This window comes from Eggerthella sp. BIOML-A4, from assembly GCF_009875575.1.
GTDB lineage: Bacteria > Actinomycetota > Coriobacteriia > Coriobacteriales > Eggerthellaceae > Eggerthella > Eggerthella lenta.
Map to the genome: position 1 here is coordinate 148,901 of NZ_WWRX01000004.1, position 13,485 is coordinate 162,385.

A 13,485-nucleotide genomic window follows, 5' to 3' on the forward strand; every position below is an offset into this window, starting at 1 on the left:
GTCCCGTCGAGCTGGACGAGCACGTCGAGCACATCTGGATGGAGAAACTCCTGGATGAGACAGGGGGACGGGGCTAATGCCTCATTCCCTGTCGATACGGATGCGGTATGCTTGCGGAATGAGGCACTAACCTCGTCCCCCTGTCTCATCCAGGAGTTTCTCCATCCAGATGTGCTCGACGTGCTCGTCCAGCTCGACGGGACCGTACTGCGCGTAGCCCATACGCCCGTAGAACGGCGTGACGCGGCATTGGGCGTGCAGGTGCATTTCGGTCGCGCCGGCCTCGCGCGCCAGGCGCTCGGACTCGGCCAGCAGCGCGGCCCCGAAGCCGCCGCGGCGCGCCTCGGGAAGCACGGCCAGGCGGCCGAACACCCAGCGACCCGGCTGATCGGGGCGGTCGGGATCGGGGAAGGTGCGTGCGCAGCCGACAAGGGCGTTTGCGTCGTAAAGCGTTACGTGGATGGTGCGCGGATCGTCGTCGATGTCGTCGAACTCGTCCTGGAAACCCTGTTCCTCCATGAACACGCGTGTGCGTACGATGCGCGCGTCATCGAAGTTCCCATGCTCGAATCGCAATTCCATGCCGGTCCTTTCTCTCGTCGGTTGCTGGGTCACTGTACCATATGTGCGCAACGAAACGGAGATTATCCGAGGTCGTGTGTATGTTTTCTGCATAACGGGCGTTCGAGTGAAACGCGTGGGGGCTGCGTGCCCCAAACGCTCGGGAACATGGTAGAATCGTGAGACGTGTAAACGAAAGACCCATCCGCTAAGGAAAGATGCGTACCATGCAAATTCGCGAACAACTTGAACAGCTGATCGACGCGGCCGTCGCGGCCGCGTGCGAGGACGGAACGCTCACGCTCGAGCAGGCTCCCGAGGCGGCTCTCGAGCGCCCGCGCGACGAGAGCAACGGCGACTGGGCGTCCACCGTCGCCATGCGTTCGGCAAAGCTTGCCAAGAAGAATCCTCGCGAGATCGCTCAGATCATCGTCGACCACCTGCCCGAGAACGACATGATCGCTTCCGTCGACATCGCCGGCCCCGGCTTCATCAACATTCGTCTGGCGAACGCCGTCCTGCAGGGCGTCGTGGCGGCGGCTCGCGCCGAGAAGGACGACTTCGGCAAGGGCGAGATTCCCGAGGGCGAGCGCAAGATCAACCTGGAGTACATCTCGGCGAACCCCACCGGCCCCTTGCACGTGGGCCATGGCCGCTGGGCCGCGCTGGGCGATGCCACGGCGCGCGTCATGCGCCATGCGGGCTACGACGTGTTCGAAGAGTTCTACATCAACGATGCCGGCACGCAGATGGACAACTTCGGCGAGTCGGTGGCCGTGCGCTACCAGCAGCTGCTGGGCCGCGACGTGGAGATGCCCGAGGCGTGCTATGCAGGCTCTTACGTGAAGGATATCGCGCAGACCATCATCGATGAGGACGGCGACAAGTGGCTCGATGCCGACCCGAAGGAGCGCATGGAGAACTTCCGCGAGCGCGCCTATGCCTACGAGTTGGCCGAGCAGCACCGCGTCACCGAGCGGTTCGGCACCACCTTCGGATGCTGGTTCTCCGAGCGCTCGCTGTACGTGCCCGATGAGGACGGCTTGAGCGCGGTGGACCGCAGCCTCAAGGCCATGGACGAGAAGGGCTACATCTACGTCGAGGACGGCGCCACCTGGTTCAGGTCCAGCGCGTTCGACGACGAGAAGGATCGCGTGCTCATCAAGGCCAACGGCGAGATGACGTACTTCATGAGCGACGTGGCGTACCACTACAACAAGATGGAGCGCGGCTTCGACCACCTCATCAACATCTGGGGCGCCGACCACCACGGCTACATCGCCCGCTGCGAGGCCATGCTGGCCGCGTGGGGCTGGCCCGGCGCGCTCGAGATCATGCTCGGCCAGCTGGTGAACCTGTTCCGCGACGGCGAGGCCGTGCGCATGTCGAAGCGCACGGGCGAGATGATCACGTTCGAGGAGCTCATCGACGAGGTGGGCGTGGACGCCACCCGCTACCTCATGCTGGCGAAGTCCTCCGACCAGCCCATCGACTTCGACATCGAGGTGGCGAAGAAGAAGGACGCGTCGAACCCGGTGTACTACGTGCAGTACGCGCACGCGCGCATCTGCTCGATCCTGCGCAAGGCGGCCGACCCGGCCGATGCCGAAGCGGCCGCGAACGGCGACATGTCGATGGACGAGCTGGCCTCGAAGGTGATCCCGGCGAACGTGGACCTCTCGCCGCTCACGCACGAGTCCGAGCTGGCGCTGATGCGCAAGATGGACGACTTCGGCCCGCTCGTGGCTCAGGCGGCTCGCGACCGCGCGGCGTTCCGTTTGACGCACTACGCTCAGGATCTGGCCTCGCTGTTCCATTCGTTCTACACGAACTGCCACGTCATCGGCGAGGAGGAGGCTGTGACGAACGCGCGTCTTGCCCTCGTGGACGCCACGCGCATCGTGCTGGCCAAGACGCTGGACCTGCTGGGCGTTTCCGCTCCGGCCAAGATGTAGGTTTCGTTCGAAGGAAGGCCGCCCGATGGGCGGCCTTTTTTATACGTTGTCCTCCAGGTCGACCTGCATCAGGGCGACATTCTCGCGCAGGCGCTTGTACGAGGATCGGCACAGGTCGCCTTCTGAAAAATTTAGGATAACCGTATAGCGTCCTTCGCTGTATGCGATTGCTTCTGGTGTACAATCATTGTTGCCATATGTTGATAGTTTGCAATGCTATGAAGGAGGAGGTTGTGAGCGATGACGGCAATGGAATTGTTGACGATCCCCGGTCTGGACAACAGCAAAAAGCTAGAGAACGTCCGAAAGGACTCGATGGAGAAAGCCGTCTCGAACTTGGCCAGGATGAAAAGGGCTCGAATATCGGCAAGCAAGAAGCGCTTGATAAGCGTTCGGAAGAGCTCCTAGCCGCTGTTGACATTCTCGACGCTGCTTCAGAAGATGAACTCGAATCAGCTGGGATTATTTTGAGTTCCGAAAGCAAGTCTGTGTCGTTTTCGGGTCTATTGCCCCATCCGGATGTTCATAAGCTGTATGATCCTGAGACACGTGAGCGAATATGCAGATGGAATGACGCTTTTACCATTGACGAGTCGAAAAGGCAGGATAGGCTTGTTGACAATGAAATAGAGCAGGCAAAAAGAGGCCCGATCCTATCAATGATAATGCTCACTATATTTTCGTTGCTGGCGTTTGTTTCGTTCTTAGTAACGCGTGAAACGGCATCGTTCTGGTTTTTGGCGGTACCGGTTGTTTCCGTCATTGGAAACTTGATCGTTCCCGTGTTTTCGAAAAGCAGTAGAGGCAGACGGCGATAAAGCATTGGGAAGGCCACCCGATGACTTGGCCTCAAAAGCTGGACGGTGAATAGCCTAATCTAGACGACGCGAATGGGCTGGCATCGGAATCTTCCGGTGTCGGCCCATTCGGCCTTTCTTGGCGGCAGCGCTTGTTTCGATAGACGTGTTTTTCGGAGAACTGTCGCTCGATCTTGTCGGATTCTCTCGGTCTCCGCGTGGCTCGCGGCGCATGAAGCCCAGAACGAACCTGTGCCGCCAATGGTTTAACAACGGACGTTTAGGGTATGGTCACAATTGATACCTCAAACAATGATCGAAACATCCGTTTTCCGTGTCGAGCACACTGAAGATATGGGGTGATTCGATTAGCGGATGGCGATAGCTCTCATTACTTGACTTTAGTTTTATTAAAGAGTATCTTTAATAAAACTAAAGGAGGTGTGCACGTTGAGCATTGAAGTGGTTCCCGAATGGATGGTCGATCTCGACGACGAGGATGTCGCGTTCGTCAAGCGGTTCTTACTTGCGTCCGGTTCCTTGAAAGAGGTCGCGCGTCAGTACGGAGTCACCTATCCAACGGTCCGACTGCGGCTCGACCGGCTCATCCAGAAGATCAGGATAGGGGAGGATCGCGAGACCGATCCGTACATCGCCCTGATCAAGCGGCTCGCAGTGAACGAGCGCATCGACTTCGACGCCGCCAAAGTGCTCATATCCGAATATCGCAAGGTTCGCCACTTTGAAGGAGGATGACATGCTTTTCGGACCTGCTGCCTTCGTCATGCTGCTCGCCGCTGTCGCGCTGTTCGCCGGATTGGTGGCGCTTCAGTTCGCGGCCTCGAGGGCGAGAAACGCGATTGCGGGCTTGGTGCTGCCGATAGCGTCCCTCGTGGCCGCCATCGGCTTCTCCGCCCCGAACTTCATCGAGGCGTTTCGCGTCATGTTCTCTGCGGGAGCCTTTTTCGCCTCCGTTCTCGCCCTTGCCCTGTACTGCCTTCCTGCGGTCGTCTTCACGCTGGTGTATGTGCGCCAGCGCCGCAAGATGGAGATGTCGCGGCAGCTCAACAAGATGAACGTGCAGGATCTGTAGTCTGCCGTCTCTCGCTCGGGACGACGGACGGAGGCCGCATCCTATACGTTGTCCTCCAGGTCGACCTGCATCAGGGCGACATTCTCGCGCAGGCGCTTGTACGAGGATCGGCACAGGTCGCCGTCTTCGTAGCGCGCTTGGATCTGCTCGAGCTCGAGGCGCAAGCCGTAGCGTTCGATGTCTTGGGCCTTGCTTGCCGTGTTCGTGAGGGCGGTGATGGACGGGTTGGCATTGCGCAAGGCCGTGATGGAACGCTGGTATTCCAGCAAGAGCGTGCTGACGTCCTCGGCCGGTTCGTCCGATTCGGGGGAGGCCAGCTTCTGCTGCAGGCGCTCCACCACGTGCTCGGCGCATTGCATCTGCAGATCGCGGATGGCCTGCACGCGTTCCGTGACGTTGATGCCGGGCAGTCCGGCGACGATGCGGTGCCATCCCGAGCGCGCTATGGCTCGCAGGCGCAGCATGAAGTTCTGAGCCGACCAGCGGCCTCGATGATGCTTCAGCATGTTCTCGATGCGGGCGAGGCGGCTGAGGTACTGGTAGCCGATGATGGGGTAGATCTCCTCGTCGTCGATGAGCTTGAGCGCGAGCTCCTGCTCCCAGCGCACCGCTTGCAGGCGCAGGGCCGTGTTCGGCTCGTCCTCGATGTCGTTGCGGCTTTTGATGCGCGCGATGCGGTCGTTGTAGGAGCGGATCACCATCTGCGTGGCCGCACGGTTCTCGGCGGTCTGGCGCGCGGCCAAGTCCTCGATGACGGTGCGCAGTATCTCGATGCTCACCTCGGTCTCGTCGCAGCGCAGGTCCTCGTCGGTGGGCGGCTTCTTCGGTGCCAGCAGGGGCACGACGAACGTGGCCAGAAGCAGGGTTACTACGATCACGCCGCAGGCCATGAATATCATGAGGTCGCGCTGCGGCACCGCGTAGGATATGGTGAACGCCACGGCCAGCGTGATGGCTCCTTTCGGGCCGCCCAGGGTCATGACGGCAGCCGTGCGCACGTTCTCCAACCCGAACGGGCGATCTGCGCGTTCGGCGCGGCTGTGCACCCATTCCATGGCCATCACCCAAACGAATCGTGCGAAGATCACGATGAAGGCGAGACCCAGCACGTACGCGATGAGCTTGTCGTTCGAAACGGCCGTGCTTTCCCATGTTCCTTGAAAGGCGAGCGGCAGCTGCGTGCCCAGCAACACGAACACCACGCCGTTGAGCGCGAAGGACAGCACCCGCCAGACGCTTGTCGAGACGATGTTCATGCGCGAGATGGACGGCCCGATGATGCGCGGCGAGATGACGTTCACGAGACCTGCCGCCACCACGGCCAGGATGCCGCTCGTGTGCAGCGCGTTGGCCACAAGGTACACGATGAACGGCGTGAACACCTCGAACAACACGTGGAAGGTCGTGTTCTCCAGGCCCCACGAGCGAACCTTGCGCACTAGGAAGTTGCCCAGGTAGCCCAGGGCGATGCCCATGAGGATACCGCCGAAGAAGCTGAACAGGAAGTCGGCTGTGGCGTCGACGAGGGAGAACGTGCCGGTGACGGCGGCTGCGATGGCGAATTGGAACGCCACGATGCCCGAGGCGTCGTTGATGAGCGACTCGCCTTCGAGAATGCTCTTGGAACGTGAGGAGATGCTCGTTTCCTTGGAAAGCGACGCTACCGCCACGGCATCGGTCGGGCCGAGCGCCGCGCCCAGCGCGAAAGCGGCGAACAAGCTGATGGACGGCACGAGCCAGTGGACGGCGAACCCCACGACGAGCGCCGTGGCAAGCACCAGTCCGATGGCCAGCGACAGCACGGGCTTGCGGTTGCGCCACAGCGATGCCTTGTCGATGTTCTTGGCCTCGTCGTAGAGCAAAGGAGCGATGAACAGCACGAGGAACAGCTTGTCATCGAGTTCGATCTTGATTTGCGAGGAAGCGAGAAGCGCGATGCCGAGGCCAAGCAGGATCTGTATGAGGGGCGAGGAGATCTTGGGCACCAGCTGGTCGATGACCGACGAGACGAGGACGGCCGCCAGCAAGAGCAGGGCGAGCATGAGCGCTTCCAAGGGCTCCTCCATTCGTTGGGATGGGATCAACCCTTTTATTGTAACCGAGCCGGTCGCATCCGCTCGGCTTTGCGCACGAAATGAGCGGAAGGCGTTATTTGGGCCGCCCGCCCGCTACGGCGATGCTCGCTTTGATGTAGAGCGTGTAGGCGACAGCCGCCGTGGAAGCCAGCACCAGATCCCGCTCGAAATCCCCCTCATTTTCTCCGCTCATCAGGCCTTTCGGGCTGGTTGGAAGGGCTGCGAACAACGCTCGCAGCGCGGCTTCGAACGCATCGCAGTAGTAGTCGTAGGCCACGCGCGTGTCGAAGCTGGCGATTTGCATGCGGATGAGCCGGTCGATTTCCGCTATGGAGAACGTCTGCTTAAGGGTGCAGATGACGATGAGGTATGCGATGTGGGAGCGCGTGTACTTCTTGCCTGCGGCCGATGCCAGCACGCCCTGCTTCACGTAGTTGTTCACCATGGAACGCGTGATGATCTTCTCGCCGGGCTGGTACAGCGGAGCCAGCGTGTCTTCGAGAAAACCCACCAGTTGGTCCATGTACAGGTCGATGGAGGGTATCTCGTCGTAGCGAGGGAGGTGCAGGGAGACGAGATGCTCGGCATAGGTCGATGTGCTGACGGATGCGTCGTTCATGAAGGAGCCTTTCGCGCGCGTGCGGAGGAAACAAAACGAGCATAGCAAGGCGACCGTTTGGAGTCAATCTTTAGAACTGCTTGACATAGTACGTTTCAACCAATAATCTAGTTATTGATACTAGATAGTAACCCGGGCGATGCCCGGACGAACGAAAGCAGGTCGCATGGACACCTCTCGCATCGCTCTCGTCATCGACTCGTGCACCGACGTGCCGCCGGCGGACGTCGAGCGGTACGGCATGTACGTCGTGCCGTTGCAGGTGAACTACGAACGCGAGAGCTTTCTCGATAAAGTGACCATCACGCCGCAACAGGTATACGACCGCTTCTCCGAGGAGATCCCCACTACGTCCACGCCGACTCCTGCGATTGCGCGCGAGGTGCTGCAGCGCGTCGTGGACGACGGTTACGAGCAGGCCGTCATCGTCACTATCTCGAGCGGCCTGTCGGCCACATGCGAGCTCATGCGATCGATCACCGTCGGGATGCCCGAGCTGGACTGCTGCATCGTGGACACGAAGAACATCGGCATGGGCGCGGGCTTGGTCGCGCTTGCGGTGGCGCGCAGGCTGGCCGACGGCGCCACGCTCGACGACCTGCGACGCGACAGCGAGCGCATCGTGGAGAGCACGAAGGTGTTCTTCTGCGTGGACACGCTGGAATACCTGCATAAGGGCGGCCGCATAGGCAACGTGACGTACGCGGTGGGCAGTCTGCTGGACATGCGCCCGGTGATCACCTGCAACGAGAAGGGCGTGTACTGCACCGTGGCGAAGGCCAAGGGTCGCCGTCAATCGCTGAAGAAGGCCATGCGCTGCGCCGAGGAGGCAGCGGCGCGGTATCCGCGTTGCACGATGGCCGTGGTGAACGGCGATGCCGCTGCGGAGGCGGCCGAAGTAAAGCACGAGCTGGAGCAGCGCGTGCACAACGTGGACGCCTGGTACGAAGGGCAGATCAGCCCCGTGCTCGTGGTGCATACCGGCCCCGGCCTCATCGGCATCGGCGTCTGCGGAGCGTAAACCCTTCCGTCGCTACGCCAGCGGGAGGGCGAGGGTCACGGAGAAGCCTTCGCCCGGCGCGCCGTCGAGGGAGAGCGATCCCTCGTGCGCGCGGGCGATGCGGTCGACCAGAACGAGCCCCAGGCCGTGATCGCGGTTGAACGACCCAGCCGCGCTGCGCGCCGTGCGCGAGCGCGCGAGGCGCGCTTCGAGCGCGGCGAGGTCGGCAGCCGCGATTCCAGCACCGTCGTCGCTCACGCGGATCGTGCAGTACGCGTTGTCTCGCAGCGCCAGTTCGACGCTGATCGTGCATCCCTGCTCGTTGTGCAGCCGCGCGTTGGAGATGGCGTTCTCCACCGCGCGCGTGAGCAGCCTCTCGTCCCCCAGCACCACCGCGTTCAGCGCGTCCTCTGCGATGTCGAGCTCGATAGGATGCGCTTCGTCCAGCCCGCTGTTCGCATGCGCGGCCGCCACGGTGCGCAGCAGGCGCGCCGCATGCACGCGTTCCAGGCGCATCGGCTGCATGTCGTAGTCCAGCTGCGAGGCGGTGTTGAGATCGGTGACGAGGTCCTTGATCTTGAGCCCCTGCGCTCTGATGACCCGCGCGCTTGCGCGCGCCTCTTCGGCTGCGCCCTCGTCCTGCACGAGCGCGTCGGCGTAGCCGAGAATCATCGACAGCGGCGTGCGGATGTCGTGGGAGATGCCGCGAATCCAGCTTGCGCGCGCGGCGTCCTTCTGCTCGATGACGGCGCTCGTCTCGGTGATCTGGTCGCCGATGTCGCGCAGATCCCCTTTGAGGTGCAGCTCGGCCGCGCGCCCGTCAGACAGCGCGTCGAGCGCTTCGGCGATGGGAGCCACGGCGTTTTGCGTCCGGCGACGCGACACCGCGTAGATGGTGTACAAGATCCCGAGGTCGACTGCGAATATCAGCAGCACGTACAGCGGGAAGTTGCGCACGGTCGACGCGGGGTAGGTGAGCGTCATCGTCCAGAACTCGTTCTTCGGGAAACCCACGACCAGCAGGCCGTCGTCCCGATCCCAGAAAAACGCCGGATAGTCGGCGACGGCCGCATAATGCGCTGCCATCGCCACGTCGTTCACGCTGAACCGGTCGGGCACGTCCTCCGGCTTGTCCTGCGACCAGGCCACCGCGCCGTCCGTCCCGATGACGAGCGCCCAGGCGTCCTGCTGGCCGAGCGCCTCCAGGCCGTTCTCCCCAAGCGTCCATGAGCCGTCGGCATCCTGCTCGAGAGCTTGGTCGACTGCGCGCGTCGTGGACGCGGGCGTGCCGTCGTTGAAGTTCGAGTTCGATTCCCGGTAGGCGATGACGGCGTACAGGAAGAAGTCGATGACCACGATGAGCAGCGCCAGCGCCACGAACAGCAGCAGCTGCTTGGTGAAGAAGCGCGCGAAGCCCGCCGGTCGCCTTGTGCGACGGTCTCGAGCAGATGTGCGAGGGGCGCGGCCCATGAGCTAGCCGCGCTCGACCAGCTTGTAGCCCAGTCCGCGCGCCGTGACGAGCGAAACCGGCGCCGACGGGTCTGCCTCGATCTTCTCGCGCAGGCGACGGATGTGCGCCATGAGCGAGTTCTCGTAGCCGAACGACGTGCCCCAGCACGCCTCGCACAGGGAATCGATGGTGACGATGCGCCCGGCGTTGCGCGCGAGCACGCTCAGGATCTCGTGTTCTTTGGCGGTGAGCGGCACCGTCTGCCCGTCGGCGCGCTCCACCTCGGCGGTGGCGAAGTTCACGCGGCTCGCAGCCAGCTCCAACAGCGGGTTCTCGGCGGCATAGCAGCGGCGCAGCACGGCGGCGATGCGCAGCACCAGCTCTTGGGGCAGAAACGGCTTCGCGATGTAATCGTCGGCGCCCAACGTGAGTCCCGACACGCGATCGAAAGGCTCGTCTTTCGCCGTGAGGAACAGCGCGGGCGTCGAGGTGTGCGCGGGCAGCTGACGGATGCGTCCGAGCAGCTCGAAGCCGTCCATGCCGGGCATCATCACGTCGAGCACGAACAGCTGGTACGCGTGCTCGGGGGAGGCGCTGCGCGCCGCGATCGAGGAGAGCGCTTCGGCGCTGGAATTCGCGATGTCGACGGAGGCGAACCCCGCGCCGTGCAAGATGGTGGCCACCATGTCGGCCAGCTCGCGCTCGTCGTCCACCAGCAGGATGCGCTTGCCGCGCAAGTGCGTCTCCACCATGCCGAATGCGCCGGTCATCGTCGAACCCCTTTCTCTTTCGTGCTTGCCAGTATGACACATGCGGCCGAGCGCGGTAATCCGCTTCTTCGTATCGTAAGGCAGCCGCAAGGTGCGGTAAGGAAGCCGCAAGGCGCGCTGCAAGGCGCTGTAAGGAGCGGCTCGTAACCTGGGAGCAGGAGCAAAACGAGAAGAAGGAGCTGAATATGGATGCAAGGGACGTCGGCGCGTCGACGGTGGTGGAGGTGCGCGCTCTCAGCAAGCGCTACGGCGCCGAGGGGCGCAAGCACGACGGCAGCGTGACGCAGGCGCTCGACCGCGTGAGCTTCGCGGTGGCGTGCGGCGAGTTCACCGGCATCATGGGGCCCAGCGGGTCGGGCAAATCGACGCTACTGAACTGCCTGGCCACCATCGACAAGCCGTCGAGCGGCACCATCGTCGTCGGCGGGCGCGACGTGACCGCGCTCGCTGGCAAGGAGCTGGCGAAGTTCCGGCGCGAGGACCTGGGCTTCATCTTCCAGGACTCGAACCTGCTGGACACGCTCACGGCGTACGAGAACATCGCGCTGGCGCTGACCATCCAGAAGGCGCCCGTGCGCGAGATCGACCCGCGCGTGCGTGAGGCGGCGCGCACGCTGGGCATCGAGGATGTGCTGCAGAAGTACCCCTACCAGATGTCCGGCGGCCAGAAGCAGCGCGTGGCCGCGGCGCGCGCCACGGTGACCCGCCCGCATCTTGTGCTGGCCGACGAGCCCACCGGCGCGCTCGATTCGAAATCGGCGCGCCAGCTGCTCGAATCGCTTGCGCACCTCAACGAGCGGGGATCCACCATCCTCATGGTCACGCACGACTCGTTCTCGGCCAGCTACTGCAACCGCATCGTGTTCATCAAGGATGGCGGCCTGTACGGCGAGCTGCGCCGTAACGGCACGGAGCGTTCGGCGTTCTACCGCCGCATCGTGGACGTGGTCTCCAGCATGGGCGGCGCGGGCGAGGACGATGCCGCGGACGAGGTGACGCGCCATGCTTGCTAGGCTCGCGCTCGGCAACGTGCGCAAGTCGCTGGCGGACTTCGGCATCTACTTCCTCACGGTCATGCTGGGCGTGGCGGTGTTCTACGCGTTCAACTCCATGACGGCCCAGCAGGGCGTGCTCGCGTTCTCCGAGACGCAAAGCAAGATGTTCGATCTGCTGGGCATGGTCATCGGCGGCGTGTCGGTGTTCATTGCGTTCGTGCTCGTGTTCCTCGTGGTGTACGCGAACAGTTTCCTCATCAAGCGGCGCAAGCGCGAGTTCGGGGTGTACCTCGCCTTGGGCATGAGCACGGGCGACGTGGTGAAGATCGTGGCGCTGGAATCGCTGATCGCGGGCGCGGCCTCGCTTGCGGCGGGGCTCGTCGTGGGCATCGGGCTGTCGCAGCTTCTCTTGCAGCTGACGAGCGCGCTGTTCCAGGCCGACGTGGCCGAGGCGGGCGGCTTCGCGTTCGTGTTCTCGGCCGACGCGTTGGCGAAGACCGCCATCGTGTTCGCGGCCATCTTCCTGACGGCCGCGCTGTTGAACGCGCGCACGGTGGCGCGGGCGAAGCTTATCGACCTTCTGCACGCGCAGCGTAAGAACGAGGAGATGCGGCTGACCAGCTTGCCGCTGTCGCTCGCGCTGTTCGCGGCGTCGCTCGTGCTGATAGGCGTGTCGTACAAGCTGCTCATCGACAACGGGCTGATGGAGCCCTCGCCCGAATTCGCGGCGGCCACGTTGCTCGTGTGCGCAGGCACGGTGCTGTTCTTCTACGCGCTGTCGGGCTTCCTGTTGAAGCTGGTACAGCTGATCAAGCCGCTGTACCTGCGCGGGCTTAACATGTTCGCGCTGCGGCAGCTGAACGCGAAGGTGAACACCGCGTTCGCGTCGCTGTCGGTGGTGTGCCTCGTGCTGTTCCTGGCCATCACCAGCGTGTGCGGCGGCATCGGCATCCGCAACGCCATCGACGGCTCGCTGGACAAGAGCACCGGCTACAGCGCCAGCGTGTCCACGTCGTTCGGCTCGTACAACGCCGAGGCGGGCTATCAGCCTGCCGAACTGGGTGAATTCGGGGCCTTCGCCGAGCGGCAGGGCTACGATATGGCCGCGGGGCTGCGCGCGAGCGTGGCGGCCGTGGGCGCGGGCGACTTCGATGCGGCGGCGTCCCGCACGGCGCAGATCGACTTTTTGGTCGATCCGGCCGACGGCCTCGTGATGGACGACGTGGAGCGCGCGAGCGGCCTCAAGCTGTCCGACTACGCGGGCGCGTCCGTCAACAGCGGTTACGGCGCGTACCCCGTGTACCTGGCGAAGCTGTCGCAGGTGAACGCCGCGCTCGAGCTGGCGGGTCGACCGGCGCTCGAGCTGGGCGCGGGGGAGTGCGCGGTTTTCAGCGACTCCGACATCACGAGCGGGTTCTACCGCGACGCGGTGGATCGCGGCACCGTGCTGTCCGTGGGCGGGCGCGACCTGCGCGTGGCCGAATTCCGGGGCGAGAGCCTGCAGACCACGCCGTTTCCGATGAACACGGGCACGCTCGTGGTGCCCGACGAGGCGGTGCCGGCAGGATCGGCGATCCTCCAGTCCGTCCTCGACGTGCAGTGCGCAAGCGACGAGGACGAGGCCGCGTTCGGCGAGATGATGGACGCCGTGGCGGACACCGACAACCCCGACACCTGGCCGATCACGCTGTCCATGACGCGCGCCGAGGTGATCGACCAGAGCATCAGCCTGTCCACCATTGTGGCGTACCTGGCCATCTACCTGGGCTTCGTGCTGGTCATCGCCTGTGCGGCCATACTCGCCATCCAGCAGCTGTCCGACGCTTCCGATAACGCGCAGCGCTACGGGCTGCTGCGAAAGCTGGGGGCTCCCGAGGGCATGATCAGCAGCGCGCTGTTCGTTCAGGTGCTCGTGTACTTCCTGTTCCCGCTGCTGCTGGCCGTCGCGCACGCCGCGTGCGCGCTCGTGGTGGTCACCGACGTCGTGGCCGTGTTCGGGCACCTCGACATCACGTCGATGGCGTTGGCCTGCGCCGGCGCGTTCCTGGCGGTGTACGGCGCCTACTTCGCGGTGACGTACGTCGGCGCCCGGAAGCTCGTGCGCGAATAGGGGGGGGGAGCGAAGGAGCCCCCGCAGGCCGAGTCTGCGGGGGCTCCGCGATGAAGCGGC

12 protein-coding genes are annotated in these 13,485 nt (G+C 63.5%); 7 read left to right on the forward strand and 5 right to left on the reverse strand.

Annotation, left to right across the window (positions count from 1 at the left end; all coding sequences use genetic code 11):
* Positions 1–126: 126 nt before the first annotated feature.
* Positions 127–582 carry a GNAT family N-acetyltransferase gene (locus GT613_RS04645; RefSeq protein ID WP_015760855.1) on the reverse strand — a complete coding sequence of 152 codons (456 nt, stop codon included), beginning with the start codon at positions 580–582 and terminating at the stop codon, positions 127–129.
* 206 nt (positions 583–788) lie between these two features.
* Here GT613_RS04645 and argS point away from each other — a divergent pair, with 206 nt between their 5' ends.
* From argS to GT613_RS04665, 4 genes are all read left to right on the forward strand, one after another.
* Complete coding sequence (gene argS, locus GT613_RS04650) at positions 789–2,516, forward strand: arginine--tRNA ligase (RefSeq protein ID WP_015760854.1); 1,728 nt, start codon at positions 789–791, stop codon at positions 2,514–2,516.
* A gap of 233 nt (positions 2,517–2,749) precedes the next feature.
* Positions 2,750–3,334 (forward strand): hypothetical protein, encoded by a 585-nt coding sequence (locus tag GT613_RS04655; protein ID WP_009304193.1) that lies wholly within the window; start codon positions 2,750–2,752, stop codon positions 3,332–3,334.
* A gap of 420 nt (positions 3,335–3,754) precedes the next feature.
* Entirely contained in the window at positions 3,755–4,069 is a 315-nt protein-coding gene (locus GT613_RS04660) for a DUF2089 family protein (protein ID WP_226844372.1), read from the forward strand.
* Position 4,070: 1 nt separating this feature from the next.
* Positions 4,071–4,406: a hypothetical protein gene (locus GT613_RS04665; protein WP_009304195.1), complete on the forward strand. Its 336-nt coding sequence runs from the start codon at positions 4,071–4,073 to the stop codon at positions 4,404–4,406.
* A 41-nt stretch (positions 4,407–4,447) separates the two neighbouring features.
* Here the strand turns inward: GT613_RS04665 and GT613_RS04670 are convergent, their stop codons facing one another.
* Complete coding sequence (locus tag GT613_RS04670) at positions 4,448–6,472, reverse strand: sodium:proton antiporter (RefSeq protein ID WP_258773783.1); 2,025 nt, start codon at positions 6,470–6,472, stop codon at positions 4,448–4,450.
* A gap of 82 nt (positions 6,473–6,554) precedes the next feature.
* Positions 6,555–7,100, reverse strand: coding sequence for a DUF1836 domain-containing protein (locus GT613_RS04675; RefSeq protein WP_015760852.1), 546 nt, complete (start codon positions 7,098–7,100; stop codon positions 6,555–6,557).
* Between the two features lie 166 nt (positions 7,101–7,266).
* Between GT613_RS04675 and GT613_RS04680 the strand changes: the two genes are divergently transcribed.
* Positions 7,267–8,121 carry a DegV family protein gene (locus tag GT613_RS04680; RefSeq protein ID WP_009304198.1) on the forward strand — a complete coding sequence of 285 codons (855 nt, stop codon included), beginning with the start codon at positions 7,267–7,269 and terminating at the stop codon, positions 8,119–8,121.
* Positions 8,122–8,133: 12 nt separating this feature from the next.
* On the opposite strand, the gene GT613_RS04685 is transcribed toward GT613_RS04680, so the two are convergent.
* The gene (locus GT613_RS04685) at positions 8,134–9,570 is read right to left on the reverse strand and encodes a sensor histidine kinase KdpD (RefSeq protein ID WP_009304199.1); all 1,437 of its coding nucleotides are present in this window, start codon (positions 9,568–9,570) and stop codon (positions 8,134–8,136) included.
* A 3-nt stretch (positions 9,571–9,573) separates the two neighbouring features.
* Positions 9,574–10,320 (reverse strand): response regulator transcription factor, encoded by a 747-nt coding sequence (locus tag GT613_RS04690; protein WP_009304200.1) that lies wholly within the window; start codon positions 10,318–10,320, stop codon positions 9,574–9,576.
* A gap of 185 nt (positions 10,321–10,505) precedes the next feature.
* On the opposite strand from GT613_RS04690, the gene GT613_RS04695 reads away from it, so the two are divergent.
* Both GT613_RS04695 and GT613_RS04700 read left to right on the forward strand, forming a co-directional pair.
* A complete protein-coding gene (locus GT613_RS04695; RefSeq protein WP_009304201.1) occupies positions 10,506–11,333 on the forward strand; it encodes an ABC transporter ATP-binding protein in 828 nt (275 codons plus the stop codon).
* Positions 11,323–13,425: an FtsX-like permease family protein gene (locus GT613_RS04700; RefSeq protein ID WP_009304202.1), complete on the forward strand. Its 2,103-nt coding sequence runs from the start codon at positions 11,323–11,325 to the stop codon at positions 13,423–13,425. The genes GT613_RS04695 and GT613_RS04700 overlap by 11 nt, the downstream gene beginning before the upstream one ends.
* Positions 13,426–13,485: the final 60 nt, after the last annotated feature.

Coding starts and splice junctions, on each gene's coding strand:
- GT613_RS04645 (WP_015760855.1), bottom strand. CDS start 582: ATGGAATTGCGATTCGAGCATGGGAACTTCGATGACGCGCGCATCGTA.
- argS (WP_015760854.1), top strand. CDS start 789: ATGCAAATTCGCGAACAACTTGAACAGCTGATCGACGCGGCCGTCGCG.
- GT613_RS04665 (WP_009304195.1), top strand. CDS start 4,071: ATGCTTTTCGGACCTGCTGCCTTCGTCATGCTGCTCGCCGCTGTCGCG.
- GT613_RS04670 (WP_258773783.1), bottom strand. CDS start 6,472: ATGGAGGAGCCCTTGGAAGCGCTCATGCTCGCCCTGCTCTTGCTGGCG.
- GT613_RS04675 (WP_015760852.1), bottom strand. CDS start 7,100: ATGAACGACGCATCCGTCAGCACATCGACCTATGCCGAGCATCTCGTC.
- GT613_RS04680 (WP_009304198.1), top strand. CDS start 7,267: ATGGACACCTCTCGCATCGCTCTCGTCATCGACTCGTGCACCGACGTG.
- GT613_RS04685 (WP_009304199.1), bottom strand. CDS start 9,570: ATGGGCCGCGCCCCTCGCACATCTGCTCGAGACCGTCGCACAAGGCGA.
- GT613_RS04690 (WP_009304200.1), bottom strand. CDS start 10,320: ATGACCGGCGCATTCGGCATGGTGGAGACGCACTTGCGCGGCAAGCGC.
- GT613_RS04695 (WP_009304201.1), top strand. CDS start 10,506: ATGGATGCAAGGGACGTCGGCGCGTCGACGGTGGTGGAGGTGCGCGCT.
- GT613_RS04700 (WP_009304202.1), top strand. CDS start 11,323: ATGCTTGCTAGGCTCGCGCTCGGCAACGTGCGCAAGTCGCTGGCGGAC.